We start from the raw sequence: 24,829 nt of genomic DNA, 5'->3' as shown, positions 1-24,829 counted from the left end.
CGATCACGGTGTTGGGGCCCCCTCCGGAGGAGTCGCATCGGGATCGTAACTCTGCGTGAACTCCGCTCCGCCGATCGTCCCGCCCTCGTGGATCGCGATCCGCGAGTGAACGGCCAATCCCGTGCCATCGGCAACCCAGAGGCGGACGTCTCTCACGATATGCCGAAGCGGCATCCGACGCTTGTATGTGTACACCGTCGTCGCGATCCCGCCCCAGTCTTCGGAGCCGACACGCCGGCAGTCGAAGACGGCGGCCTTGCCGTCGACGACGAGCGGCACCAGCTGGCGCGGTCCGGACCGCCAGGAGCCGGCCCCCTTACGGGCATACTCTTTGTCGCCAAACGCCTGCAGATCCGACGAATAGGACTTGCCATCATGGGTCACGGTTCCGTGCTGCTGAAGACGCGGCGCGGCATTCATTCTAGTGATCACATTCAGCACAGGACCGCATGGATCCGCATCGGCCCAAACTAGGTCGGGGACCGTCACCAGCGCAGCCATCACCATCGCGATTGAACGAAGAGTCACGATTCCGAGCCCTCTGCTTTGGGGCGCGCCCCGAGGCTGAGCATCCCGTCTAGCTGCATACCCCAGGGGCGGCAACGATGCGCCGGGCGCGTTGCGACGGGTCGCCGACCGACAGGCACTGCGCGCCATCGGGGATCTTCGCCCCGGCGGGGCATGCCACCATCCTGGCGCTGTCATCGGCCAGGGCAATCCTGGCATCGGCTGCGCTGGCGACGCCCAGCCTGCCGGCCGGGTCGATCCACAGCGGATCGGACTTGCCGGCATAGGCGGCCAGCAGCCAGTCGCCGTCCAGCCCGCTGACGGTGTAGTCCCAGGGCAGGCGCCAGCTGCGGACGACCTCGCCCTTGCCGTTCAGCTCGACCACCGGGACGGTGGCGAACACGCCCGACGGCTTGAAGTCGGGGATGTGGTCGACCCGCAACCGGGCGATGGCGCCGCATGGCCCGTCCTCGACCTTCTCCAGGGCGGGGTGGGCTGGCGTCGCGCCCTCGCGGACCGAGAAACCCAGCGAGACCGGGGCGGTGACCGGCTGGGGCGCGGCCGCCATGACCAGCGGGGCCAAAGCGAGGATCAACCAGTGTCGGACGCGCATGATCGGGGACCTCACCGATTGGACCGGGCCACCAACCATCGGGCAAGACCCCCGGTTCCTCAAGCGGCGAAATCCTCGATCCGGTCGGCGGCGGCACGGTCGTAGCCCTGGCTGGCCTGCAGCAGCTGCGCGGTGTAGGGCTGGGTCACCGTGCCGTCGCGCAGCTGGGCCACGGTCAGGGTCTCGACGATGCGGCCGCGATTCATCACCGCCAGCCGGTCGCACATCACCGACACCACGGCGAGGTTGTGGCTGACCATCAGATAGGTCAGCCCGCGTTCGGCCCTGAGGCGCTTGAGCAGGTTCAGGATCTCGGCCTGCACCGAGACGTCGAGCGCCGAGGTCGGCTCGTCCAGCAGCAGCAGCCGCGGCTCCAGCACCAGGGCGCGGGCGATGGCGACGCGCTGGCGCTGCCCGCCCGACAGCTGGTGCGGATAGCGGAAGCGGAAGCTGGGTCCCAGCCCGACCTCCGCCAGCACCCGCTCGACCCGGCTGTCGCGGTCGTCGAAGCCATGGATCGCCAGCGGCTCCATCAGCGTCGAATCCACCGTCTGGCGCGGATGCAGCGAGCCATAGGGGTCCTGGAACACCATCTGGCACTGCTTGAAGAAGCCCTTCTGACGCCGCCGGCCCTGGGCCTGGCCGTCGACCACGATGCGGCCAGTCCAGTCCGGGTTCAGCCCGCACAGCGCCCGCAGGATGGTGGATTTGCCCGACCCGCTTTCGCCGACCAGGCCGAAGCTTTCGCCCGGCGCCACGGTCAGCGAGGCATCGCGCACCGCATGGGTGTCGCCGAACATGACGTCGAGCCCGGTGATCGCAATCATCGCTTCCATGCTCACGCCTCCAGCCAGGCCGGGTCGCGCCGCAGCACCGGCAGGAATTCGCGAGCGTCGCCGATCTGCGGCAGCGAATCGAGCAGCCCGCGGGTGTAGGGGTGCTTGGCTTGGTGCAGCTCCGCCGCCCGGCAGCTTTCGACCACCCGGCCGGCATACATGATCAGGATGCGGTCGCAGAAGCTGGCCACCAGATTGAGGTCGTGGCTGATGAAGATCAGCCCCATGCCGCGCTGGGTGACGAGGTCGTCGATGATCGCCAGCACCTGCATCTGCACCGTGACGTCCAGCGCCGAGGTCGGCTCGTCCGCGATCAGCAGGTCGGGGTCGGGGATCAGCATCATCGCGATCATGATGCGCTGGCCCATGCCGCCCGAGACCTCGTGCGGGTACAGGCCCCACACCCGCTCCGGGTCGCGGATGCGCACCGCCTCGAACATCTCCAGCACCCGCCGCTTGGCCTCGCGGCGCGAGGCGCGCTTGTGGATGCGGTAGGCCTCGGCCACCTGCTCGCCCACCGTCACGACAGGGTTGAGCGAGAATTTCGGGTCTTGCATCACCATCGAAATGCGGCGGCCGCGGATGTCGCGCATCCGCCGCTCGCTCTGGCGCTGCAGGTCGATGCCATCGAACACCAGCCGGTCGGCCTCGACCCGGCCGGGCGGCGTTACCAGCCGCAGGATCGAGCGGCCGGTCATCGACTTGCCCGACCCGCTCTCGCCGACGATGCCCAGCTTCTCGCGCCCCAGGGCGAAGCTGAGTTTGCGCACCGCCCGCACCTCGCCCTTCGGCGTGTCGAAGGTGACCGAGAGGTTCTCGACCTCCAGCAGCGGGGCGCTCAAGACTGGCCCCCCTGCTTCGGGTCGAGGATGTCGCGCAGCCCGTCGCCCAGCAGGTTGAAGCCCAGGCTGACCACGAAGATGGCGATGCCGGGCATGGTGGCGACCCACCATTGGTCGAGGATGAAGCTGCGGCCCTTGGAGATCATCGCCCCCCATTCCGGCAGCGGCGGCTGGGCGCCGAGGCCGAGGAAGCCGAGGCCGGCCGCGGTCAGGATGATGCCGGCCATGTCGAGCGTGACCCGGACGATCACCGAGGACAGGCACAGCGGCACCACATGCCGGGCGACGATGCGGGCGCTGGAGGCGCCCTGCAGCCGCACCGCGCTGATGAAGTCGGCGTTGCGGATGGTCAGCGTCTCGGCCCGGGCGATGCGGGCATAGGGGGGCCAGGAGGTGATGGCGATGGCGATGATCGCGTTCTCGATGCCGGGCCCGAGGGCGGCGACGAAGGCCAGCGCCAGGATCAGCTTGGGGAAGGCCAGGAAGATGTCGGTGATGCGCATCAGCACCGCATCGACCCAGCCGCCGAGATAGCCGGAGACCGTGCCGATCAGCAGGCCGACCGGCGCCGCGGTGATGGCGACCAGGACCACGATCAGCAGGGTCAGCCGCGCGCCGTAGATGATGCGCGACCAGATGTCCCGGCCGAGCTCGTCGGTGCCCAGCCAATGGGCGGCGCTGAAGGATTGCAGCCGGTTGGCCAAGTCCTGTTCGATCGGCGACTGGTGGGCCAGCAGCGGTGCCGCGGCGGCCGCGACCAGCAGCAGCAGGACGATGACCAGGCCGACCATCGCCAGCTTGTTGCGGGCCAGGCCGAGCCACAGCAGGTACAGCCGGCCGAGCCGGGCCTGGCCGCGCGACCGCGGGGTGTCGCTGAGCAGCCAGCCGCGCCAGGTGTCGGGCCGGGGGGAAGCCAGATCGGTCATCGCGCCCTCGGGTCCAGCATGCGGTACATCAGGTCGGACAGCATGTTCAGCCCGATATAGACGACACCGACGACGATGGTGCCGCCGAGCACCGCGTTCATGTCGGCGTTCAGCAGCGAATTGGTGATGTACTGGCCGAGGCCCGGCCAGGCGAACACCGTCTCGGTCAGCACCGCGCCTTCCAGCAGCCCGGCATAGGACAGGGCGATGACGGTCAGCAGCGGCACCTGGATGTTGCGGAAGGCGTGGCGCCAGATCACCGCCCGTTCCGACACGCCCTTGACCCGCGCGGTGACGACGTATTCCTGGCGCAGCTGGTCGAGCATGAAGGACCGCGTCATCCGGCTGATATAGGCCAGGCTGTAGTAGCCGAGAAGCGCCGCCGGCAGGATCAGATGGTCCAGCGCGTTCCAGAACACGTCCCATTCGCCGGCCAGGATGGCGTCGACTGTGATCACCCCGGTCACCGGGTCGACCAGCCCGTCATAGAACACGTCAAGCCGCCCCGGCCCGGCCACCCAGCTGAGCTTGGCGTAGAACAGCAGCAGCCCGACCAGGCCGAGCCAGAAGATCGGCACGGAATAGCCGATCAGCCCGACCACCCTGACCAGGTGGTCCGGCCATCGGTCGCGATGGACCGCCGCCATCACCCCGGCCGGCACCCCCGCCAGGATGCCGATCAGCACGCCCAGCGTCGCCAGTTCCAGCGTCGCCGGGAACACCCGCTCGATGTCCTCGAGCACCGGCCGCGAGGTCAGCACCGAGGTGCCGAGATCGCCCGACAGCACGTCGCCGACATAGCGGCCGAACTGGGTCCACAGCGGCTGGTCGAGGCCGAGTTCGAGCCGCGCCTTCTCGTAGACGTCGCGCGGCGCCCGGTCGCCGACCACGGCGAGCACCGGGTCGATCGGCACCACCCGGCCGATGAAGAAGGTGACGAGGAGCAGGCCGAAGAACGTCGTCACCACCGAGGTGACGACGCCGGCGACCCGCATGGCGAGGCTGCGGCGGAACCGGCGGCGCATGCCGCCGGGCCGGGTCGGGACCGGCTGGAGGTTGGTGGCTGTCACGGGATCAGGGCTTCCTGCCGGTCCAATACTGATTCCTGTCATAGGTCGCCGACCAGGTGAGGCCCTCGACCGTCTTGCGGCTGGCGATCACCTCGGAGAGCTGGAACATGAAGGCGAAGGGCGATGCCTGCTGGTGGCGGCGCTGCAGATCGGCATAGATCTGCGCCCGCTTGGCGCTGTCGCGCTCGAGCACGGCCTGCTGGGCCTCGGCGGTCAGCGCCGCATCCTGCCAGCCATTGGCCCAGGCCGTGGTCTTCGACGCCGGGTTGTCGCCATTGTCGGTGTTGATGGCAAAGGTCCCGGCATTGGAATCCGGATCCTCATAATCGGGCCCCCAGCGGCCGATATAGACGTCGTGGTTGCGGGCGCGCTGCTTGGTCAGGACCTGCCTGGCGTCGCCCGGGATCAGCTCCAGCGTCACGCCGGCCCGGGCGAAGCTGGCCTGGACCGCCTGGGCGATGTCGATGTAGGGCGACTGGTTGATCACATCCATCGTGGTCTTGAAGCCGTCCGGCAGGCCGGCCTGGGCCAGCAGCGCCTTGGCCTTGGCGACGTCGAGGGTGAAGGGCGCGTCGTCGATCGCGCCCAGCATGCCCGCCGGCACCAGGGTCTGATGGACGGTGGCGAGGCCATGCATGATGGTCCCGACGATGCCGTCATAGTCGATCAGATACTTCAGGGCCTGCCGCACCTCCGGCTTGTCGAAGGGCGGGTGCAGGACGTTGAGGCTGACATAGAAGATCGACATCTTCTGCACCGGCTCGAGCGTGATGTCGGCATTGCCCTGCAACGACTTCAGCTGGTCCGGGGTCAGGTTGCGGGCGACGTCGACATCGCCCTTCTGCAGCAGCAGCAGCCGGGTCGAGGCATCCGGGACATGGCGGATGAAGACCCGGCGGAAACCGGGCTGGCCCTGCCAATAGCCGTCGTTCCGGTCGAGCGCCAGCAGCTCGCTGGGCTTCCAGGACGCCAGCTTGAACGGGCCGGAGCCGGCCGACGCCGTCTTCAGCCAGCCATGACCGAAATCGCCATTCGCCTCATGCGCCTTGACCAGCTTGCTGTCGACCACGGCGGTGACGGTGGAGGTCAGGCAGTTCAGCACGAAGGTCGGCGCATAGGCCTTGTCGGTCTTGAACACCAATGTCCGGTCGTCCGGCGCCGTGACCATGCGGTCGACATTGTCCGCGGTCAGGCCGAACTGGCTGACGATATAGGCCGGCGGCAGGTTCAGCTTGATCGCGCGCTGCAGCGACCAGGCCGCGTCCTGCGCGGTCAGCGGATTGCCGGAGTGGAACTTCACCCCATCGCGGATCTTGAAGGTGTAGGTCACGCCGTCGTCGGAGACGGCCCAGCTTTCGGCCAGCAGCGGCACGATCCTGCTGGCGTCCTTGTGGTCGTACCCGATCAGCCGGTCATAGACCTGGGCCAGGTATTCGGTCGAGGAGGCCTCGAAGATCTCGGCCGGGTCGAGCGAGACGAGGTCGTCGATCACCCAGGCTTCGACCAGCGTGTCGGGCGGCGTGCCTGCCCTGGCCGTGAGGCCAGAGCAGGCGATCATCGCCGCGAGGATGCCGCAGGCGAACAGCTTCAGCACGGTTCCGGATCCTCGCTGCGGCTCAGGACTTCTTGCCGGTCCAGTAGAAGTTGCTGTCGAAGGCCGGGCCCCAGGTGATGCCGGAGATGTTCTTGCGGCTGGCCGGCACCTCGGTCTGCTGGAACATCACCGCGAAGGGCGACACCTCCATATGCTTGCGCTGCAGGTCGGCATAGGTCTGCGCCCGCTTGGCGCCGTCGCGCTCGGTGACAGCACCCTGGGCCTCGGCCGTCATCGCCGCATCCTGCCAGCCGTTGCGCCAGGCCAGCGTCTTCGATTTGGCACCGTCGCTGTTGTCGACATTGATGGCGAAGGTCTCGGCGTTCGAGTTCGGATCCTGATAGTCGGTGCCCCAGCGGCCGATATAGATGTCGTGGTTGCGGGCCCGGTACTTGGTCAGGGTCTGCTTGTTGTCGCCGGGGATCAGCTCGACCTGAACGCCGGCCTGGGCGAAGGTCGACTGGATCGACTGCGCCATGTCGGTCGACGGCGAGGCGTTCCAGACGTCGAAGGTGGTCTTGAATCCGTCCGGCAGCCCGGCCTTGGCCAGCAGCTCCTTGGCCTTGGCGACGTCGAGCTTGAACGGCGCGTCGTCGATCTCGCCCAGCATGCCCTTGGGAATGAAGCTCTCATGCTTCACGGCGATGCCGCGCATGAAGCTGTTGGCCATGCCGTCATAGTCGATCAGGTACTTCAGGGCCTGCCGCACCTCGGGCTTGTCGAAGGGCGGGTGCCGTGTGTTGAAGCTGATGTACCAGACCGAGCCCTTCGGCGAGTCCTCGAGCTCGATGTCGGGGTTGCCGTCGAGTGACTTCAGCTGCTCGGCGCTGAGGTTGCGGGCGACGTCGACATCGCCCTTCTGCAGCAGCAGCATCTGGGTCGCGGCCTCGGCCACATGGCGGATGAAGACGCGGCGGAAGCCCGCCTTGCCCTGCCAGTAGTCGTCGTTGCGGTCGAGCACCAGGGATTCGTTCGGCTTCCAGGCCGACAGCTTGAACGGGCCGGAGCCGGCGGAATGGGTCTTCAGCCACTCATGGCCGAAATCGCCGTTCGCGGCATGCTCCATCGCCAGCTTGCTGTCGATCACCGAGGCGACGCCGGAGGTCAGGCAGTTCAGCACGAAGGTCGGGGCGTAGGCCTTGTCGGTCTTGAACACCAGGGTGCGGGCATCCGGCGCCGTCACCGTCTGCTCGACATTCTCCGGGGTCAGCCCGAACTGTCCGAGGATGAAGGCCGGCGACAGGTTCAGCTTCACCGCGCGCTGCAGCGACCAGGCCGCGTCCTGCGCGGTCAGCGGATTGCCGGAGTGGAACTTCACCCCGTCGCGGATCTTGAAGGTGTAGGTCAGGCCGTCATCGGAGACGGTCCAGCTTTCCGCCACGCCGGGCAGGATCTTGCTGACGTCCTTGACGTCGTAGCCGATCAGCCGCTCATAGACCTGGGCCTGGTATTCGGCCGCCGAGAACTCGAAGATCTCGGCCGGGTCGAGCGAGATGATGTCGTCGATCTGCCACGCTTCGACCAGCGTGTCCTTCGGTGTCTCGGCCATGGCCGGAAGGCTGGCGCAGGCCAGGATTGTCGCTGCGAGTAGATTGCGGGTGAAACGCTTGATCACGTTGTCCCCCTCCCTGTTGTTTTTTCCACGACCACGGAACGAAGACCGGGTGCCGCGCGGACTTCCGCCGGAAAACCATCCGTCGCGGAGGAGGCAGCGGCGCCCGAGGTCGGACCATCTTCCGGGCCGCATCGAACCGGAGTCAAGCCGCTCCCCCGGCCGCCCCGGGTAACGTTCCCTGTGGGACCATCCTGCCATCAAAAAAATTTTGATGGCAGCAAAATTCCGTCTAGGCTTCCGGTCACAGCAAGGGGGCGGCGCGACGGACAGCATGGCGGAACAGGCAGCCGACACACGGCCCGCGGCGCCGCATCTGGGCCGGGCGATCCGCGCCCGCCGCCGCGCCCTGGACCTGACCCTGAAGGACCTCGGCGAACGCAGCGGCCTGTCGGTCGGCTTCCTGTCGCAGCTCGAACGCGACCTCGCCACGCCTTCGCTCAGCGCCCTGTCCGGCATCGCCGCGGCGCTCGGAGTCGCGCTCGATTCCTTCCTGGCGGCGCCGCGGCCCGCCAGCGGCCTGACCCGGCGGGGCGAGCGGCCGCTGTTCTCGACCGGTGCCGCCGGAATCGACCAGATCCGGTACGAGCGGCTGAGCACCGCCTTCCCCGGCCAGTCGCTGAACGCGGTGCTGGTCCATGTCCCGCCCGGCTACGAATCCGAGGCGGTGCGGCATGAGGGCGAGGAGATCGCCTATGTGCTGGAGGGGTCGCTGATCGTCGGCATCGCCGGCGAGACCATCCGCCTCGACGCCGGCGACAGCCTGCACTACGCCGCCGGCCAGGCCCATCGCTGGACCAACGCCCAGGACGGCTGGACCCGGGTGCTGTGGACCGGGACCGCCCCGATTTTCGATCGCATGCGAGAGGACAGATGACGGATCCGACGAAACCGGCCGGGCTGGGCGACCCCGCCGTGGCCGCCGCGGTGGCGGCGCTGATCGCCGCCCAGGCCGCCCCCGGCCAGCCCGGCACGCTGTTCCGCACCGCGGACGACGCCTACCGCGCCGTGGTCGGGCACCGGCTGTTCACCATCATGGCGCTGCGCGCGGAGACGGCGGAGGCCGAGCGGATCTACACCAACGACCCCGTGGCCTATCCCGTCACCGGCCGCAAGCCGATGCATCAGGACCGCTGGTCGGCCCAGGTGATCGGCCGGCGCGAGGTCTTCCTTGGCCGCACCCTGGCCGAGATCGCCGAGGTGTTCCCGGACTATGAACTGATCGCCTCGCTCGGCTGCGGCGCGGTGCTGAACTTCCCGATCGTCTATGACGACCGGGTGCTCGGCACCATCAACGTGCTCGACGCCGAAGGCCACTACGACGAGGCCGCGATCGACCGTGGCCGCTGGCTGGCGCCATTCCTGGCCCCGGCGCTGCTGACCGACTGACCCGGACCACCAACACCAAACAGGGAGACAAAAAACGATGCGAAGCCTGCCCTTCTTCCTCCTCGCCGCGGCGCTGCTGGCGCCGCTGGCCCCGGCCGTCGCGGCGACGCCGGCCGATGCGCTGGTGGTGGCCAAGAACATCGACGACATTGTCAGCCTCGACCCCGCCCAGGCCTACGAGTTCACCTCCGGCGAGATCGTCACCAACACCTATGACCGGCTGGTGCAGTACGAGGCCGAGGACATGCAGAAGCTGGTCGGCGGGCTGGCCGAAAGCTGGACCGTGTCCGACGACGGCAAGAGCCTGGCCTTCAAGCTGCGCCCCGGCGTGACCTTCCAGGGTGGCGCCCCCCTGCGGCCGGAGGATGTGGTGTACTCGCTGGCCCGCGTGGTCAAGCTGAACAAGGCGCCGGCCTTCATCCTGACCCAGCTGGGCTGGACCCCGGAGAATGTCGGGCAGCTGGTGCGCAAGACCGGCGACGCCGAGGTGACGGTCACCACCACCGGCAGCTTCGCCCCCAGCTTCATCCTCAACATCCTGGCCTCGCGCCCTGCCTCGATCGTCGACGAGAAGACGGTGGCGGCGCATGCCAAGGACGGTGATTTCGGCAATGCCTGGCTGGGCCAGAACTCGGCCGGCACCGGCCCGTTCTCGCTGCGCGCCTACAAGCCGAACGAATCGATCGCGCTGCGCGCCAACCCCGCCTATTTCCGCGGCGCGCCGGCGATGAAGTCGGTGATCTACCGCCATGTGTCGGAGCCGGCGACCCAGCGCCTGCTGCTGGAGGCCGGCGACGCCGACCTGGCGCGCGACCTGACGCCGGACCAGGTGGCGGCGATCGAGGGCAAGGACGGCATCGCCGTCGGCACCTATCCGCAGGCCGCGGTGCATTTCTTCAGCCTGAACCAGAAGGTGCCGGCGCTGCAGAACCCCAAGGTTTGGGAGGCGGTGCGCTACCTCGTCGACTATGACGGCATGACCAAGAGCTTCCTGCGCGGCCAGATGAAGGTGCACCAGGCGTTCTGGCCGGAGGGCTTCCCCGGCGCGCTGAACGACACGCCGTTCAAGCTGGACGTCGCCAAGGCCAAGGCCCTGCTGGCCGAGGCCGGGATCAAGGACGGGCTGACCATCAAGATGGATGTGATCTCCAGCCCGCCCTTCACCGAGATCGCGCAGTCGCTGCAGTCGACCTTCGCCCAGGCCGGCATCACGCTGGACCTGGTGCCCGGCACCGGCAGCCAGGTCATCACCAAGTACCGCGCCCGCAACCACGAGGCGGTGCTGCTGTACTGGGGCCCCGACTTCATGGACCCGCATTCCAACGCCGGCGCCTTCTCCTACAACATCGACAACAGCGACGGGTCGCCGCAAAGTACCACCACCTGGCGCAATTCCTGGCTGGTGCCGGAGCTGAGCGCCGAGACCGAGGCGGCGCTGCAGGAGCGCGACGCCGCCAAGCGCGACGCCCTGTACATCGACCTGCAGCGCAAGGTGCAGGAGTCCTCGCCGATCGTGATCATGTTCCAGGCGGTCGCCCAGGTGGCGATGCGCAGCACCGTCCATGGCTACGTCAACGGCGCCACCACCGACCAGATCTACTACCGGCTGGTGACCAAGCAGTGATGCCCGACAATACCATCGAGACCGAGCGCCTGATCCTCCGCCCCCACCGGGCGGAGGATTTCGACGACCTCGCCGCGATGTGGGCGGAGCCGGAGGTGACCCGCTTCATCGGCGGCCGCCCCTCGACCGCTGAGGAGAGCTGGGCCCGGCTGCTGCGCTATGGCGGGCTGTGGGGACTGCTCGGCTTCGGCTACTGGGCGGTGCGCGAGCGCGCCACCGGCCGCTTCGTCGGCGATGTCGGCTTCGCCGATTTCCACCGAGGCCTGGGGTTCGACGGCGTGCCGGAAGCCGGCTGGGTCCTGGCGCCCTGGTCCCATGGGCGCGGCCTGGCCGGCGAGGCCGTGCGCGCCGCCCTGGGCTGGGTCGATGCGCAAGGCTGGACCCGCAGCGTCTGCATCATCGACCCGGACAACACCCCGTCGCTGCGCCTGGGCGGCGCCTGCGGCTACCGGGAGGTCAACCGCATGACCTACAAGGACCACCCGGTCATCCTGATGGAGCGGCTGAAGGGCTAGGGCGCGCCAGGCGCCCCGCCCCTCGGAACCTGCCCGCCCCTCAGAACTTGTAGGTCAGGTTCAGCCGCACGCTGCGGCCCGGCTCGGTGTAATAGCGCAGCGGCTGGGTCGGGGCGTCCGGCACGTTCAGGGCGTCGTAGTATTTCGTGTCGAACAGGTTGAACAGCCCGGCCTGGACGCGCAGGCCGTTCGCCCCTTCCGGCTCCCACCAGCCGGTCATGTCGAAGACGGCGTAGCCCGGCGCCTTGAACTGCAGGTCGGGATCCTCGACCTTGTCGCGCCGCGTCGCCATGGTCACCGAGGCGTCGGCGCCCCAGCTGGCGGCGTCGTAGCCGAGGCCGAGGATGGCGCGCAGCGGCGGCACCGAGTTGAGATAGGTCTCCGCCCCCTCGTCGCGGCCGACCGACCAGGCCAGCGACGCCCAGCTGCGCCAGCCGTCGCCGAAGCGCCAATGGGCCGCGGCCTCGACGCCGTAGATCCGCACCCGGGCGCGGTTCTGGTAGGAGGTGACGCCGAGCGGGTAGCTGCCCGACGGCACCCCGACGCTGGCCGGGTCGACGCTGAGGGTGTCGATGAAGTTGTTGTACCAGGTGTCGAAGAAGGTCAGCGACCCGCCGAGGTCGTCGTCGCCGAGCCGCGCCCCGATCTCGTAGCCGCTGCTGGTCTCGGGCTTCAGGTCGGGGTTGCCGAGGCTGAGATAGGTGCCCGGGCCGCCATAGTTCAGGTACAGCTGATAGGCGGTCGGCGCCTTGAAGCCCTTGGCCCATTGGGCATAGAAGGTCACCTCCTCCACCGCCTGCCAGGACACCATCACCTTCGGCGACAGCGCGCTGTCGGAGGAGGAGTTCGGCAGCCCGCCGGCCGCATTCGGGTTGTCGCGATAGGCGGCGGTCTCCTGCGGGGTCAGCTCGTACCAGTCGAAGCGCAGTCCCGGGGTCACCTTCACCCGGTCCTCGAACAGGGCGATCTCGTCCTCGGCATAGAGCCCGACGGTGTTGCCGTTCACCTCCGGCATGTCGGCCTGGTTGGTGTGCAGGAAGCTGCACAGCCGCGGGCCGAAGATCGCCGGCCGGGTGGTCGGCGTCGCCGGGCAGTTGTCGGCGCCGCCCGAATGCTGCTCGATCCCGAGATGGTAGTATTCGCCGCCGACGGTCAGGCGGTTGGGCAGCGTCGCCAGCTCGACCGTCTTCTCGGCCTCGCCGTTGAGGCCCCACAGGGTCTCTTCGATGCGGTTGTTCCTGGTGTAGCGGCCGCTGGGATAGCCGTACTGGAACGGGTCCCCCGGAATGATGAAGGCGCGGGCGTCGGTGCTGCGCAGGCCGCTGTTCTCGTCGGTCCGCTCCGACTGCTGCCAGTACAGCGTCAGATGCGCCCGGTCGAGCAGCCCGCCCGGCTCCGGCGCGACATAGTCGTAGCCGAGCGAGGCGCGCTTGCGTTCGCTGCGCTCGATGCCGTCGTCATGGCCGATCAGGTAGCTTTCGCCCGGCCCCTGGTCGGTCTTGATGTCGAGATTGTCCTGGCGGCGGAAATACTCGCCGGTGAAGCTGAGGCGGTGGCCGCCCTCGAAATGATGCGCCAGCTTCACCAGCAGGCTTTGCTGGTCGTAGTCGTCGGGGTTGTTCTTGGTGCGGTCGGCGCCATAGCCGCCGACATTGCCGCGATTGTCCAGCTCATGGCCGTAGCGCAGCCCGGCCTGCAGCATCAGATAGGTGTCGCCGACCCGGCCGGCGACCGCGGTGGTGCCGCCGACGCTGTCGTCGTCGCCCTGATAGCCGAACTTGCCGATGCCGCCGAAGTCGCGGCCGTCGGCCAGCAGATCCTCGGGGTCGAAGGTCCGCAGCGCCAGCACGCCGCCGAGCGCGCCCGAGCCGTAGCGGCTGGAATCGGCGCCCTTGACGATGTCGATCTGCGACAGCGAGTCGAAGTCGAAGCTGCGCAGCCCGCCCCGCACCTGGCGGGCGCCGTCGTCGAGATAGGGCAGCCGGATGCCGTCGATCGTGGTCAGCACCCGGTCGCCGTCGAGGCCGCGGATGTTGATGCTGTCGTTCTGCCGGTTGAAGTTCACCCCGGCGTCGACGCGGCGGCCGAGATCCTCCCAGCTGCGGACGAAGCGCCGGTCCAGCTCCTGCCGGTCGGTGCTGTCGGTCCAGGCCGGCTGCTCCTCCACCGCGGCGCCGGTGACCGGGATCGGCGCCAGCTGCAGGACGGGCTGCAGCTCCGTCGCGGCCGACGCCGTCTGCCCCAGGGCGCCCCCGGCGAAGGCCGGGCAGCCCAACGTCAAGGCGCCAAGCGCCACCCCCAGGCGCAACGCGCCCCGATGCGAACAGACCATGGTGATTCCCCCATCCCGCGAAAACGAATCCGGCGGCTGGGGTGTGATCCGACCTGGCGAAACCGGGTGTGCGACGGCGCGGCGGTTGACTGGCCCCGGCACCGCGCGATCCGGCCGTGAGTTACCGGCAAGGGCAGGCGGCCGTCAACAATCTTCTGCAAATCATTCTTAATATCATCGCAATATCGCTGCCGTTCCGGACACGAAAGCATCTGCATCGCCTGCGATGGCGTCCGGAAAGAGAAATCATCCACAACATTGTTGGGAAGCCGCTACGACCGACATCGGCCTGCAACACATCTTGTCTAGGGTCCCGGCGTCGTTTGAACGGCGTCGGCCCGGGGGTTCGAATCCCAGTGATTCGAGACGGGTGCCGGCGCCCTTCTTTTGCGAATTCCTGGAAACAGCGGCCCCGGTGCTGGAACAGCGCCGGCCTCTCCTGGGGGCATCCTGGCGATGACGTCCGAAAGCAGGCGCGACTTCCTGAAGGCGGCCGGTGCGCTGGCCGGTGCGACCACGGCGATGTCGGTGTTCCCGCCGGTGATCCGCGAGGCGCTGGCGATCCCGGCGAACAACGCCACCCGCTCGATTAGGGATGTCGAGCATGTGGTGATCCTGATGCAGGAGAACCGGTCCTTCGACCATTACTTCGGGACCTTCCCCGGCGTCCGCGGCTTCGGCGACCGCTTCACCATCCCCCTGCCCGGCGGCCGCTCGGTGTTCCAGCAGTCCAACGGCACCCGGGTGGTGATGCCCTATCACCTGGACCAGCGCCGCGGCAACGCCCAGCGGGTGACCGGCACGCCGCACACCTGGAGCGACGCGCACCAGGCCTGGGCCGACGGCCGGCTGTTCGAATGGCCGCGCTACAAGCAGAACCAGTCGATGGGCTACTACACGGGGACCGAGCTGGACTTCCAGTTCGCGCTCGCCAACGCCTTCACCCTCTGCGACGCCTATCACTGCTCGCTGCATGGCGGCACCAACCCGAACCGTCTGTTCCACTGGACCGGCACCAACGGCCCGACCGGCGCCGGCGTCGCCGCGGTGCTGAACGAATGGACCGATCTCGGCCCGTCCAGCCAGGGCTACACCTGGACCACCTATCCCGAGCGGCTGCAGGCCGCCGGCGTGACCTGGAAGGTCTACCAGAACCTGCCGGACAATTTCGGCGACGACCCGCTGGCCGGGTTCAAGCAGTACCGCCGGGCCAACGAAGCGATCGGCAACCTGCCCAACGGCTTCCCCTTCCTGCCCTGGCGCCCGGCGCAGGACCAGGCACAGCCCCTGTACAAGGGCGTCGCCAACACCGCGCCGACCAGCGCACTCTCGCTGCTGAGCAACCGGCTGAACGAGTTCCGGGCCGACATCCAGGCCGGCAAGCTGCCGCAGGTGTCCTGGCTGGTGGCGCCGGCCGCCTATTCCGAGCATCCCAGCCCGTCGAGCCCGGTCCAGGGCGGCTGGTACGTGCAGGAGGCCCTGGCCGCCCTGGTCGCCAACCCCGAGGTCTGGAGCAAGACGGTCCTGATCGTCAATTTCGACGAGAATGACGGCTTCTTCGACCATATGCCGGCGCCGGCCGCCGCCTCGCGCAATCCCGACGGCACCGTGGCCGGCGGCTCGACCCTGTCGGATGCGGCCCTGGCGCCGGAATACTTCACCCACCCCAAGCCGCCCGGCAGCACGGCGCAGCCGCAGCCGGACGGCCGGGTCTACGGCCCCGGCCCGCGGGTGCCCTGCTACGCCGTCTCGCCCTGGAGCCGCGGCGGCTGGGTCAATTCCGAGGTGTTCGACCACACCTCGGTGCTGCGCTTCCTGGAGCGGCGCTTCGGCGTGCAGGAGCCAAACATCGGCGCCCATCGCCGCGCCGTCTGCGGCGACCTGACCTCGGCCTTCGACTTCGTCACCCCGAACCTCGACCGCCCGCCGGAGCTGCCGAACCGAAGCAAGGTCGCCGCCGACCTGATCAGCCTGACCCAGGGGCTGCTGCCGCAGGTGGCGGTGCCCGGCGTGTCGGCGCAGCAGCCGCCGCAGCAGTCGCCCGGCCTGCGCCTGTCCCGCGCCCTGCCCTACGAGCTGACCGCCGACGGGCAGGCGGATGGCGCCGGGAACCGGTTCCAGCTGCAGTTCATCAACACCGGTGCCGCCGGCGCCGTGTTCCACGTCTATGACCGGCTGCACCTGGACCGGGTGCCGCGTCGCTATACGGTCGAGACCGGCAAGCAGCTGGCCGGCGAATGGGCGACCGGCCCCGATTTCGGCCAGTACGACCTGTGGGTGCTGGGGCCGAACGGCTTCCACCGCCACTTCACCGGCAGCGTCGCCGCGCTGGGCGCGGGAAAGGCGGCGCCGGAGGTCACGGCCGCCTACGACAAGACGGCCGGCAAGCTGGCGCTGCAGATGTCCAATCGCGGCAGCCGGGCCTGCACCTTCGTCGTCACCGCCAACGCCTATCAGGCGGTCGGGGGATCGCCGCGCCATCCGATCGCGGCGGGCGGCCAGGCCACGCTGCGCCTGCCGCTGCTGGCGCAGGGCCGCTGGTACGACATCACCGTCCGGGTGGAGGGCGACGCCCTGTTCTCCCGCCGCTTCGCCGGACGCATGGAGGACGGAACCCCGAGCGTCTCCGACCCGGCCTTCGGCCAGGCCAGCGCGACCTGATAGAGGCGGGCTCGAACGTCGAGGCGGCTGGCTGGCCTCGGCGCCGTGCAATCCGGCCATGAGTCATCGGCGGAACCGGGTGAGCACCGGCAAGTTCTTGCGAGTTATTATCAACATCAGAACATTATAGTTGTCGTTCCGGACCTGAAAGCATCCGCATAACTTCGGATTGCCGTCGGCAAATGAAATCACCGACCTTATTGTTAAGAAACCGCTACGAACGACATCTTTCTGAAACACATCTTGTCTAGGGTCCCGGCATTCCCGGTCGCACCGCCTCGGAATGCTGGAATCGATGCGATTCCACGAGGGGAAAATGGTGTCAGAAAGCTCGAATTTTACGCAATCACGGTCCAGACGCCACAGAAGCAATCGCTTCTCTCTGGGGGAACAAGACTCATGACTTCCGAAAGCAGACGCGACTTCCTGAAGATGGCCGGGACGGCGGCCGGCGGCGCCGCTGCGCTGTCGATGTTCCCGCCGGTGATCCGCGACGCGTTGGCCATCCCGGCGCACAACGCCACCCGCTCGATCAAGGATGTCGAGCACATCGTGGTGCTGATGCAGGAAAACCGGTCCTTCGACAGCTATTTCGGCACGATGGCCGGTGTCCGCGGCTATGGCGACCGCTTCACCATTCCGCAGGCCGGCGGTGGCAGCGTGTTCCAGCAGTCCAACGGCAGCCGCGTGGTGATGCCCTATCACCTGGACGAGAAGAAGGGCAACGCCCAGCGCGTCAACGGCACGCCACATGGCTGGAGCGACACGCACAACGCCTGGGCCGACGGCGTGATGAGCCACTGGCCGCAGTTCAAGCAGAACCAGTCGATGGGCTACTACACGGAAGAGGAACTGCCCTTCCAGTTCGCCCTCGCCAATGCCTTCACCATCTGCGACCAGTATCACAACTCGATCCTGAGCAGCACCAACCCGAACCGGCTGTTCCTGTGGACCGGCACCAACGGCCCGACCGGCGCCGGCGTCGCGTCGGTGGTCAACGAGTGGGATGATTTCGGCCCGTCGAGCGAGGGCTACACCTGGACGACCTATCCGGAGCGGCTGCAGAAGGCCGGCATCTCCTGGAAGGTCTACCAGAACCTGCCGAACAATTTCACCGACAACTCCCTGGTCGGCTTCAAGCCGTACCGCCGCGCCAGCGAGGCGATCGGCAACGGCCCGAGCGGCGCGCCCTACATCCCCTGGCAGCAGTCCCAGGATGCGAAGCAGCCGCTGTACAAGGGCGTCGGCAACACCATGCCGACCAGCGGTCTGCTGGAGGAGTTCAAGGCCGACATCCTGGCCGGCAAGCTGCCGCAGATCACCTGGGTGGTCGCCCCGGACACCTATTCCGAGCATCCCGGCCCGTCCAGCCCGGTCCAGGGCGGCTGGTACACCCAGGAGGTGCTGGCAGCCCTGGTCGCCAACCCGGAGGTCTGGAGCAAGACGGTCCTGATCGTCAATTTCGACGAGAATGACGGCTTCTTCGACCATGCCCCGCCGCCGGCGCCGCATTCCTTCAACCCCGACGGCACCCCGGCCGGCGCCTCCACCCTGTCGGACAAGGACTTGGCCTACGAGCGCTACGGCTGGCCGGTTCCCCCCGGCACCCGGGGCCAGCCGACGCCGGACGGCAAGGTGATCGGCCCGGGCACCCGCGTGCCCTGCTATATGGTCTCGCCCTGGAGCCGCGGCGGCTGGGTCAATTCCCAGGTGTTCGACCACACCTCGGTGCTGCGCTTCATGGAAGAGCGCTTCGGGGTGAAGGAGACCAACATCAGCCCCTATCGCCGGGCGATCTGCGGCGACCTGACCTCGGCCTTCAACTTCCGCGACCCCAACACCGAGCGGCTGCCGCGCCTGCCGAGCACGACCAAGACCGCGGCCGACGCCTTGCGGGCGCAGCAGGAAACTCTGCCCCAGGTGCCCCTGCCGGACCCGACCGCCCAGCGCGCGCCGGTCCAGGCCCGCGGCATCAAGCCGTCCCGCGCCCTGCCCTACGAGCTGACGGTGACCGGCGAGGCCCATGGCTCGGCCAACCGGATGCAGCTGCACTTCGTCAACACCGGCGACGTCGGCGCCGTGTTCCAGGTCTATGACCGGCTGCATCTCGACCGGATCCCCCGCCGCTATTCGGTGGAGGCCGGCAAGCAGCTGACCGGCGACTGGAACACCGCCGCCGATTTCGGCAAGTACGACCTGTGGGTGCTGGGGCCGAACGGCTTCCACCGGCACTTCACCGGCACCGTCACCCCGGGCGGCCACAGCCGTTCGCCGGTGGGGGAGATCGCGGTGTCCTACGACAAGCGGGCCAGTGGCCTGATCGTGCGCCTGACCAACAGCGGCGACGGCCTCGGCTTCTTCAGCATCAAGGCCAACGCCTACCAGCTGATCAACATCCCCTGGCGCCAGATCGTGCTGCCGCACGGCCAGGCGACCGCCTATCTGCCGCTCCTGCTGCAGGGCCGGTGGTACGACTTCACCGTCCGGGTCGATGGCGACGCCCTGTTCACCCGACGCTTCGCCGGGCGCATGGAGGACGGCAACCCCAGCGTGTCCGACCCCGCCATGGGCGACACGAAGTCGGTCTGATCGAACGACAACAGGGACCGGCCCGGGATCATTCCGGGCCGGTCCTTCCTTTTTCCGGACTTACCAGTCGAACGCGTCGGTGGTCAGGCGCCGCCCGACCAGCATGGCGTCGGCGACTAGGCGCAGCGGCGCGCCGTCGACATCGCTGCGGCGCGCATCCAGCAGCCCGGCGAAGTGGCGGTAGATGTGCTGGTACTCCTCGCTTGGCGCCTCGACCGTGACGCGGCCGTCGACCTCCAGCGCCGCGCCGCCCTTGAACAGCCGGGCCGACCGGCCGTCCGCCGTCTCGATCAGCATGTGCCAGGTCTCGCCGCCGGTCTCGCGCCAGTCGAAATCCGCGGTCAGCGCCGGCGCCGCCGGATCGGCGCTGGCGAAGACCAGCTTGGCCGCGATCGGCGTCTGCCGGTTCGACGGATAGGTCAGCTCGGCGCTCCGGACGAAGGGGATGGCCGGCAGGATCCGGGTGAAGATCGACAGGGCGTTGATGCCGGGGTCGAACACGCCGAAGCCGCCCGGCTCCCACACCCAATCCTGGCCCGGATGCCATTTCTTGACGTTCTCGCGCCATTCGATGCGCAGCGAGCGCAGGCCGGCCTCGGCCAGCAGCGTCCGCGCCGCCTCGACCGCCGGGTTGAAGCGCGAATGCCAGGTCGCGAACAGCACCCGCTTCTTCGCCTCGGCCAGCGCCTCGAGGTCGGCGAGTTCGGTCAGCGTCGCCGCCGGCGGCTTCTCCAGCAGCACGTCCTTGCCGGCCGCCAGCGCCTCGCGCGCGATGGCGTGGCGGACATCCGGCGGGGTGTTGACCGCGACGATGCCGATCTCCGGCATGGCCCGATACAGCTCCGCCGGGGTGCGGAAGCTGGGCACGCCGCCCTGGCTGAGGCCGCGGGTGCTGACCACGGCCGCGAGTTCGAATTCGCCGCTGGCGTCGATCACCGGCAGGTGCTGGTCCTGTGAGATCTTGCCGAGGCCGATGACGGCGATCCTGTGCTTGGCCATGTGCGTTCTCCGTCGTCTCTCTCGCGCCTCAGCGCGTCTTCTCGCCGCCGGCGGCGACGATCACGGCGATGATGATCAGCCCGGTCAGCACCAGCCTGAGGCCGGTGCCGACGCCGAGCGTGTTCAGCATCGTCACCAGCAGGAACAGGAACAGCGCCGCGCCCCACAGCCCGGGCAGGTTGGCCCGGCCGCCGGCGACGCTGGTGCCGCCGATCACCACCACCGCGATCGAGTTCAGCAGATAGTCCTTGCCCATGTCGAGCGAGGCGCCGCCGAAATACCCCGCCATCAGCGCCCCGGCCAGGCCGGCGAAGGCGCCGGAGCCGGCATAGGTCAGGAACCGGGTGCGTTCGACCTTGACCCCGGCGAGATGCGCGGCGCGCGGGTTCTGCCCCACCGCCAGCACCGACCGGCCATAGACCGTGCGCTGCAGCACCACCGCCATCACCGCGGCCAGCACGAAGCCGGCGATCGCCATCAGCGGCACGCCCAGGATCTTGTCGGTGGTGAAGCCGGCGAAGCCGTCCGGCGGCGACACCCGCAGGCCGCGGCCATAGGCGATGGCGACCGACTGGAACACCAGGCTGGAAGACAGGGTGGCGATGATCGGCGGCATCGCGAAGCCGCGGATCAGCGCCCAGTTGGCGATGCCGACCACCAGCCCGGCCACCAGCGCCGCGGCCAAGCCGGGCAGGATCATCGAATCCTGGCCCGCCATGACGATCATGGCGATCGACCCGGACAGGGCGATGTTGGACGGGATCGACAGGTCGATGTTGCCCGGCCCCATCGCGATCACGAACATCTGGCCGATGGCGACGACGACGAAGAAGACGCCGAAGCTGAGCGCGGCGCTGAGCACCTGCCCCGCCCCCTCGCCCTGGGCGATGGCGACGATCGCCAGCCATAGCAGCACGGCGCCGACCCAGGACCACAGCCAGGGACGGTCGCCGGTCCAAGTTGAAATCCGGGTCATCGTGCCCGCCTCCGGCCGGTCAGGGCCCTGAGCGCCAGGACGATGATCAGGATCGCGCCCTGGGCGCCGATCTGCCAGTCCGGCGAGATGTTCAGAAAGGTGAGGAGCGAGGCGGCGAGCGCCAGCACCAGGGCGCCGGTCACCGCGCCGATCGGCGACACCCGGCCGCCGACGAAGTCGCAGCCGCCGAGGATGGCCCCGGCGATCGACAGCAGTGTGTAGCGCTGGGCGATGTTGCTGTCGCCCGAGGTCGACAGGCCCAGCAGCGACAGCCCGGCCAGCAGGCCGAACACCCCGGCCAGGGCGTAGAGGCCGATGCGGATGCGCAGCAGCGACCAGCCGGCCCGGGTGATCGCCTTGGGGTTGCCGCCGGCGCCGCGCAGCACCGCGCCGAGGGCGGAGCGCATCAGGAACAGGTGGACGACCACGGCGAGGACCACGGCCACCAGGATCGGCAGCGGCACGAAGGGCGGCTTCCAGGTCATCGCCGCGCGCAGCCAGGCCGGGCTGCTGCCGCCCGGCGACGGCAGCACCAGGATGGCGAGGCCGAGCCAGACGAAGCTCATACCCAAAGTCACCACCAGCGACGGCACGTTGCGCAGGTGGATCAGGGCACCGGCCGCGGCATAGGCCAGGATTGCGGCCAGCAGCACGGCGATGCCCAGCCAGGGCTGGTCGACCAGCCAGGTGGCAGCGACGCAGGTGACGAAGCCGACATAGGCGCCGATGCCGAGGTCGAGGTCGTTGACCGTCAGCATGCACATCTGCGCCAGGGTCGCGAACATGATCGGGATCGCCAGGCCGAGCATCAGGTTCAGCCCGAGATAGCTCATGGTCCGCGGGTTGATCAGGAAGATCGGCACCAGGATCGCGACCAGCGACAGGAAGGGCAGCAGCGCCCGCCAGGTCGAGGCCCGGGTGAACGGCGCCCACCAATTGGGCCTGGGGCGGGACAGGGACGGGCGGGGCACGGACAGTTCGGTCATGACGCGCGGCGCTCTTCATCCTCGAAGGAAGCCTGGAGGACCGCGGCCTCGGTCAGCTCCGACCGGCTGAGATCCGCGACGATGCGGTTGTTGCGGAAGACATAGACATGGTCGCAGTGCTCCAGCTCCTCCATCTCGGTGGTGTACCAGAGGAAGCTGCGGCCCTGCGCCGCCTGGGCCCGGATCAGGCCGTAGACTTCGTGCTTGGTGCCGACGTCGACGCCGCGCATCGGGTCGTCCATCAGCACAATCTCGGCGTCGCTGCCCAGGGCCCGGGCGAACAGCGCCTTCTGCTGGTTGCCACCCGACAGCGTCAGAATCCCGTTGCCGAGGTCCGGGGCGCGGATGCCTATGCGCTCCTTCCACTCCTGCCCAAGCGCGACCTCGGCCGGCCGGTCGATCAGCCCGCCCCGGCACAGCGCCCGCAGCGAGCGGACCGAGATGTTGCGTTCGATCGACCACAGCGGGAACACGCCCTCGCTCTGGCGGTCGCCGGCGACGAAGGCGACGCGGCCCCGCACCTCGGCGCCGCCGCGGCGGAAGCCGAAGCGGGACCCCACCGCGGTGTCGTGGACCCGGTGCAGCAGCCGGCTCTGGCCATGGCCGGCGAGGCCGGCCAGGCCGATGATCTCGCCCTCGCGCGCCATCAGCTCCAGCCCGCGCCCGGCGGCGGCCGGCACGCGGACCCGGACCGGCGCCGACCGGTCGGCGGCAGCCACCGCCTCGGTCGCCGTGGCGGCGGCATGGCCCATCGCCGCCACCAGGCCGGGCTTGTCGATCGCGCCCTTCGCCCAGGCGCCGACCACCCTTCCGTCGCGCATCACCACGATGCGGCCGGCGGTGGACAGGATCTCGCCCAGGATATGGGTGATCAGGATGACCGACAGGCCCTCGGCGACGCGCCGGCGCACGAAGTCGAGCAGCTGCCCGGCCGCGATGGCGTCGAGCGACGAGGTCGGCTCGTCCAGGATGACCAGGTGCAGCGGCGCGTCGCTGACGCTGAAGGCGCGCGCGATCTCGACCATCTGGCGTCGGCCGATCGACAGGTCCGCCACCTCGGCCTCCGGCGCGATGCCGTGACCGGGGAAGATGCGGTCGAGCATGCCGATGATCAGGTCACCCGCCCGGCGGCGCCAGCCCGGGCCGGTGATGCCCGGATGGGTGATCCGGGCATTCTCCGCGACGGTCAGGTTGGGACAGAGCGACAGCTCCTGGAACACGCAGCGGATGCCGAGCGCCTGGGCCGGGCCGATGGCGTAGCGGCCGGTGCGGTCCTCGCCCAGCACGGTCAGCCGGCCCTGGTCGGGCGCCAGCGTCCCGGCCAGGACGTTCATCAGGGTCGACTTGCCGGCGCCGTTGTGCCCGGCCAGGCCGAGGCATTCGCCGGGTGCGACGGACAGGTCGACCCCGCCCAGCGCCCGCACCGCGCCAAAGCTCTTGGCCACGCCGATGAAGTCGACGATCGGTGATGTCATGCGGGGTTCCTGCGGATTTCGGGATCTCCGAGTTTCCACGTCATTCCCGCGAAAGCGGGAATCTCTTCACCGTTGAGGCCGCACCGAGATCCCCGCTTTCGCGGGGATGACGGCTGACAGGAGGGAGTCACTCCTATCCTCACCCCTCGGTCGGGGTCGCGGGCAGGTCCTTCCCCGCGGCGATGGCGTCGATCAGCTTGACCACCCAATCCTGCGGGTAGGTGGCGTTGGTGACGCCGCCCTCGGGCGTGTGGGCCAGCCAGTAGTCGAGCTTGGCCTGCTCCACCACCACGGTCGGCAGGCGCAGGTCCTTCGGCACGTCCTTGCCGGCCAGGATCTGCTGCGCCACCCAGAAGGCGACCTGGGCCGAGCCGGGAGCGATCGACAGGCTCATCGTCTCATAGCCGCTGGCGGTCTGCTCCTTCCACCACTTCAGCTCCTCGTAGCGGTTGCCCATGATGATCAGCGGCTGCTTGCGCCCGGCCGCGGCGAATGCCTGGGCCACGCCGTAGCCGTCGCCGCCCTGGGTCACCACCGCGTCGACCTGCGGCAGGGTCGGCAGGATGCCGGCGACCTCACGCTGCGCCACGGTCTGGGTCCAGTCGCCATGCACCGAACCGACGATGGAGAAGCCGGGATGGGCCTTCACCCCGTCCTCGATGCCCTTGTGGATCTCGTCGTCGACGAAGACGCCGGCCAGGCCGCGGACCTCCAGCAGCTTGCCGCCCTTCATCCGGCCGGAGAGGTAGTCCATCTGGGCCTTGCCCATGCCAGCGAAGTCGATGGCGATGCGCCAGGCGCAGGGCTCGGTGACGATGCCGTCGAAGGAGACGACCACGATGCCGGCGTCGCAGGCCTCCTTGACCGCGCCGTTGACCGCGGTCGGCGACGCCGCGTCGATCACGATCGCGTCATAGCCCTGCAGGATCATGTTCTGGATCTGCGACGCCTGGTCGGTCGGCGAGTTGTCGGCGGTGGTGAAGGCCGGCGCCTCGGCCACCAGCTTCTTCTCGACCGCGGCCTTGCCGACCTCGTCCCAGCTCTTCAGCATCGCCTGGCGCCAGGAGTTGCCGGCGTAGTTGTTGCTGAGCGCGATCTTCTTGCCCGAGGTGTCGCCGGTGGCCGCGCCGTCGGCCGCCTGGGCGAGGCCCGAGACCGCGGCGACGCCGCAGCTCAGGATCGCCGCGAGGGCGAGGGATGTGGCGGTACGCATATGAGGGGTCCTCCCTGGAAACTTCTGCCCGGCGCTTCGGCCTGGGCCGGCAATATCCTATTTATCGGAC

20 protein-coding genes are annotated in these 24,829 nt (G+C 68.8%); 6 read left to right on the top strand and 14 right to left on the bottom strand.

Features of this window, described 5'->3' with window-relative positions; translation table 11 throughout:
• Positions 1-3: 3 nt before the first annotated feature.
• The 8 genes from E9232_RS00845 to E9232_RS00810 all read right to left on the bottom strand — a co-directional run bounded on the left by E9232_RS00845 (position 4) and on the right by E9232_RS00810 (position 8,003).
• Positions 4-420, bottom strand: a complete 417-nt coding sequence (locus tag E9232_RS00845; protein WP_309791532.1) for a hypothetical protein — start codon at positions 418-420, stop codon at positions 4-6.
• A gap of 157 nt (positions 421-577) precedes the next feature.
• The gene (locus E9232_RS00840) at positions 578-1,120 is read right to left on the bottom strand and encodes a hypothetical protein (protein WP_309791531.1); all 543 of its coding nucleotides are present in this window, start codon (positions 1,118-1,120) and stop codon (positions 578-580) included.
• Positions 1,121-1,179: 59 nt separating this feature from the next.
• The gene (locus E9232_RS00835; RefSeq protein ID WP_309792234.1) at positions 1,180-1,947 is read right to left on the bottom strand and encodes an ABC transporter ATP-binding protein; all 768 of its coding nucleotides are present in this window, start codon (positions 1,945-1,947) and stop codon (positions 1,180-1,182) included.
• Positions 1,948-1,958: 11 nt separating this feature from the next.
• The gene (locus E9232_RS00830; protein ID WP_309791530.1) at positions 1,959-2,798 is read right to left on the bottom strand and encodes an ABC transporter ATP-binding protein; all 840 of its coding nucleotides are present in this window, start codon (positions 2,796-2,798) and stop codon (positions 1,959-1,961) included.
• Positions 2,795-3,724 (bottom strand): nickel transporter permease, encoded by a 930-nt coding sequence (gene nikC / locus E9232_RS00825; RefSeq protein ID WP_309791528.1) that lies wholly within the window; start codon positions 3,722-3,724, stop codon positions 2,795-2,797. Before nikC ends, E9232_RS00830 begins: the two co-directional genes overlap by 4 nt.
• The gene (locus tag E9232_RS00820) at positions 3,721-4,719 is read right to left on the bottom strand and encodes an ABC transporter permease (protein ID WP_309792233.1); all 999 of its coding nucleotides are present in this window, start codon (positions 4,717-4,719) and stop codon (positions 3,721-3,723) included. The genes nikC and E9232_RS00820 overlap by 4 nt, the downstream gene beginning before the upstream one ends.
• A 79-nt stretch (positions 4,720-4,798) precedes the next feature.
• Positions 4,799-6,388, bottom strand: a complete 1,590-nt coding sequence (locus E9232_RS00815; RefSeq protein WP_309791526.1) for an ABC transporter substrate-binding protein — start codon at positions 6,386-6,388, stop codon at positions 4,799-4,801.
• A 22-nt stretch (positions 6,389-6,410) separates the two neighbouring features.
• Positions 6,411-8,003 carry an ABC transporter substrate-binding protein gene (locus E9232_RS00810; protein WP_309791524.1) on the bottom strand — a complete coding sequence of 531 codons (1,593 nt, stop codon included), beginning with the start codon at positions 8,001-8,003 and terminating at the stop codon, positions 6,411-6,413.
• Between the two features lie 271 nt (positions 8,004-8,274).
• Between E9232_RS00810 and E9232_RS00805 the strand changes: the two genes are divergently transcribed.
• The 4 genes from E9232_RS00805 to E9232_RS00790 are packed head-to-tail and all read left to right on the top strand — an operon-like array spanning position 8,275 to position 11,528.
• Positions 8,275-8,877: a helix-turn-helix domain-containing protein gene (locus tag E9232_RS00805; protein ID WP_309791522.1), complete on the top strand. Its 603-nt coding sequence runs from the start codon at positions 8,275-8,277 to the stop codon at positions 8,875-8,877.
• Entirely contained in the window at positions 8,874-9,389 is a 516-nt protein-coding gene (locus E9232_RS00800) for a GAF domain-containing protein (protein ID WP_309791521.1), read from the top strand. Before E9232_RS00805 ends, E9232_RS00800 begins: the two co-directional genes overlap by 4 nt.
• 37 nt (positions 9,390-9,426) lie before the next feature.
• The gene (locus E9232_RS00795) at positions 9,427-11,013 is read left to right on the top strand and encodes an ABC transporter substrate-binding protein (protein WP_309791519.1); all 1,587 of its coding nucleotides are present in this window, start codon (positions 9,427-9,429) and stop codon (positions 11,011-11,013) included.
• Entirely contained in the window at positions 11,013-11,528 is a 516-nt protein-coding gene (locus tag E9232_RS00790; protein ID WP_309791517.1) for a GNAT family N-acetyltransferase, read from the top strand. The genes E9232_RS00795 and E9232_RS00790 overlap by 1 nt, the downstream gene beginning before the upstream one ends.
• A 40-nt stretch (positions 11,529-11,568) precedes the next feature.
• On the opposite strand, the gene E9232_RS00785 is transcribed toward E9232_RS00790, so the two are convergent.
• Positions 11,569-13,860, bottom strand: coding sequence for a TonB-dependent hemoglobin/transferrin/lactoferrin family receptor (locus E9232_RS00785; RefSeq protein WP_309791516.1), 2,292 nt, complete (start codon positions 13,858-13,860; stop codon positions 11,569-11,571).
• 456 nt (positions 13,861-14,316) lie between these two features.
• Between E9232_RS00785 and E9232_RS00780 the strand changes: the two genes are divergently transcribed.
• Together E9232_RS00780 and E9232_RS00775 are read left to right on the top strand one after the other, a co-directional pair.
• On the top strand, positions 14,317-16,521 hold the full coding sequence (locus E9232_RS00780; protein ID WP_309791514.1) for a phosphocholine-specific phospholipase C: 2,205 nt from the start codon (positions 14,317-14,319) through the stop codon (positions 16,519-16,521).
• Positions 16,522-16,920: 399 nt separating this feature from the next.
• Positions 16,921-19,110: a phosphocholine-specific phospholipase C gene (locus E9232_RS00775; RefSeq protein ID WP_309791513.1), complete on the top strand. Its 2,190-nt coding sequence runs from the start codon at positions 16,921-16,923 to the stop codon at positions 19,108-19,110.
• Positions 19,111-19,170: 60 nt separating this feature from the next.
• On the opposite strand, the gene E9232_RS00770 is transcribed toward E9232_RS00775, so the two are convergent.
• The 5 genes from E9232_RS00770 to E9232_RS00750 all read right to left on the bottom strand — a co-directional run bounded on the left by E9232_RS00770 (position 19,171) and on the right by E9232_RS00750 (position 24,759).
• Positions 19,171-20,109 carry a Gfo/Idh/MocA family protein gene (locus E9232_RS00770; protein WP_309791512.1) on the bottom strand — a complete coding sequence of 313 codons (939 nt, stop codon included), beginning with the start codon at positions 20,107-20,109 and terminating at the stop codon, positions 19,171-19,173.
• Positions 20,110-20,137: 28 nt separating this feature from the next.
• The gene (locus E9232_RS00765) at positions 20,138-21,085 is read right to left on the bottom strand and encodes an ABC transporter permease (protein ID WP_309791511.1); all 948 of its coding nucleotides are present in this window, start codon (positions 21,083-21,085) and stop codon (positions 20,138-20,140) included.
• Positions 21,082-22,071, bottom strand: coding sequence for an ABC transporter permease (locus tag E9232_RS00760; RefSeq protein WP_309791509.1), 990 nt, complete (start codon positions 22,069-22,071; stop codon positions 21,082-21,084). Before E9232_RS00760 ends, E9232_RS00765 begins: the two co-directional genes overlap by 4 nt.
• Entirely contained in the window at positions 22,068-23,546 is a 1,479-nt protein-coding gene (locus E9232_RS00755; RefSeq protein ID WP_309791508.1) for an ATP-binding cassette domain-containing protein, read from the bottom strand. Before E9232_RS00755 ends, E9232_RS00760 begins: the two co-directional genes overlap by 4 nt.
• Positions 23,547-23,685: 139 nt before the next feature.
• Positions 23,686-24,759: an ABC transporter substrate-binding protein gene (locus E9232_RS00750; RefSeq protein ID WP_309791507.1), complete on the bottom strand. Its 1,074-nt coding sequence runs from the start codon at positions 24,757-24,759 to the stop codon at positions 23,686-23,688.
• Positions 24,760-24,829: the final 70 nt, after the last annotated feature.

Source organism: Inquilinus ginsengisoli (genome assembly GCF_031453975.1).
Classification (GTDB): Bacteria; Pseudomonadota; Alphaproteobacteria; order DSM-16000; family Inquilinaceae; genus Inquilinus; species Inquilinus ginsengisoli_A.
The sequence above is the reverse complement of the archived record's forward strand: the minus strand, read 5'-3'. Positions and strand labels throughout refer to the sequence as shown.

Bases quoted from the DNA above. Each gene is read 5' to 3' on its own strand.
- E9232_RS00805 (WP_309791522.1), top strand. From the start codon at position 8,275: ATGGCGGAACAGGCAGCCGACACACGGCCCGCGGCGCCGCATCTGGGC.
- E9232_RS00840 (WP_309791531.1), bottom strand. From the start codon at position 1,120: ATGCGCGTCCGACACTGGTTGATCCTCGCTTTGGCCCCGCTGGTCATG.
- E9232_RS00835 (WP_309792234.1), bottom strand. From the start codon at position 1,947: ATGATTGCGATCACCGGGCTCGACGTCATGTTCGGCGACACCCATGCG.
- E9232_RS00765 (WP_309791511.1), bottom strand. From the start codon at position 21,085: ATGACCCGGATTTCAACTTGGACCGGCGACCGTCCCTGGCTGTGGTCC.
- E9232_RS00750 (WP_309791507.1), bottom strand. From the start codon at position 24,759: ATGCGTACCGCCACATCCCTCGCCCTCGCGGCGATCCTGAGCTGCGGC.
- E9232_RS00845 (WP_309791532.1), bottom strand. From the start codon at position 420: ATGAATGCCGCGCCGCGTCTTCAGCAGCACGGAACCGTGACCCATGAT.
- nikC (WP_309791528.1), bottom strand. From the start codon at position 3,724: ATGACCGATCTGGCTTCCCCCCGGCCCGACACCTGGCGCGGCTGGCTG.
- E9232_RS00785 (WP_309791516.1), bottom strand. From the start codon at position 13,860: ATGGTCTGTTCGCATCGGGGCGCGTTGCGCCTGGGGGTGGCGCTTGGC.
- E9232_RS00770 (WP_309791512.1), bottom strand. From the start codon at position 20,109: ATGGCCAAGCACAGGATCGCCGTCATCGGCCTCGGCAAGATCTCACAG.
- E9232_RS00775 (WP_309791513.1), top strand. From the start codon at position 16,921: ATGACTTCCGAAAGCAGACGCGACTTCCTGAAGATGGCCGGGACGGCG.
- E9232_RS00800 (WP_309791521.1), top strand. From the start codon at position 8,874: ATGACGGATCCGACGAAACCGGCCGGGCTGGGCGACCCCGCCGTGGCC.
- E9232_RS00790 (WP_309791517.1), top strand. From the start codon at position 11,013: ATGCCCGACAATACCATCGAGACCGAGCGCCTGATCCTCCGCCCCCAC.
- E9232_RS00755 (WP_309791508.1), bottom strand. From the start codon at position 23,546: ATGACATCACCGATCGTCGACTTCATCGGCGTGGCCAAGAGCTTTGGC.
- E9232_RS00760 (WP_309791509.1), bottom strand. From the start codon at position 22,071: ATGACCGAACTGTCCGTGCCCCGCCCGTCCCTGTCCCGCCCCAGGCCC.
- E9232_RS00795 (WP_309791519.1), top strand. From the start codon at position 9,427: ATGCGAAGCCTGCCCTTCTTCCTCCTCGCCGCGGCGCTGCTGGCGCCG.
- E9232_RS00820 (WP_309792233.1), bottom strand. From the start codon at position 4,719: ATGCGGGTCGCCGGCGTCGTCACCTCGGTGGTGACGACGTTCTTCGGC.
- E9232_RS00780 (WP_309791514.1), top strand. From the start codon at position 14,317: ATGACGTCCGAAAGCAGGCGCGACTTCCTGAAGGCGGCCGGTGCGCTG.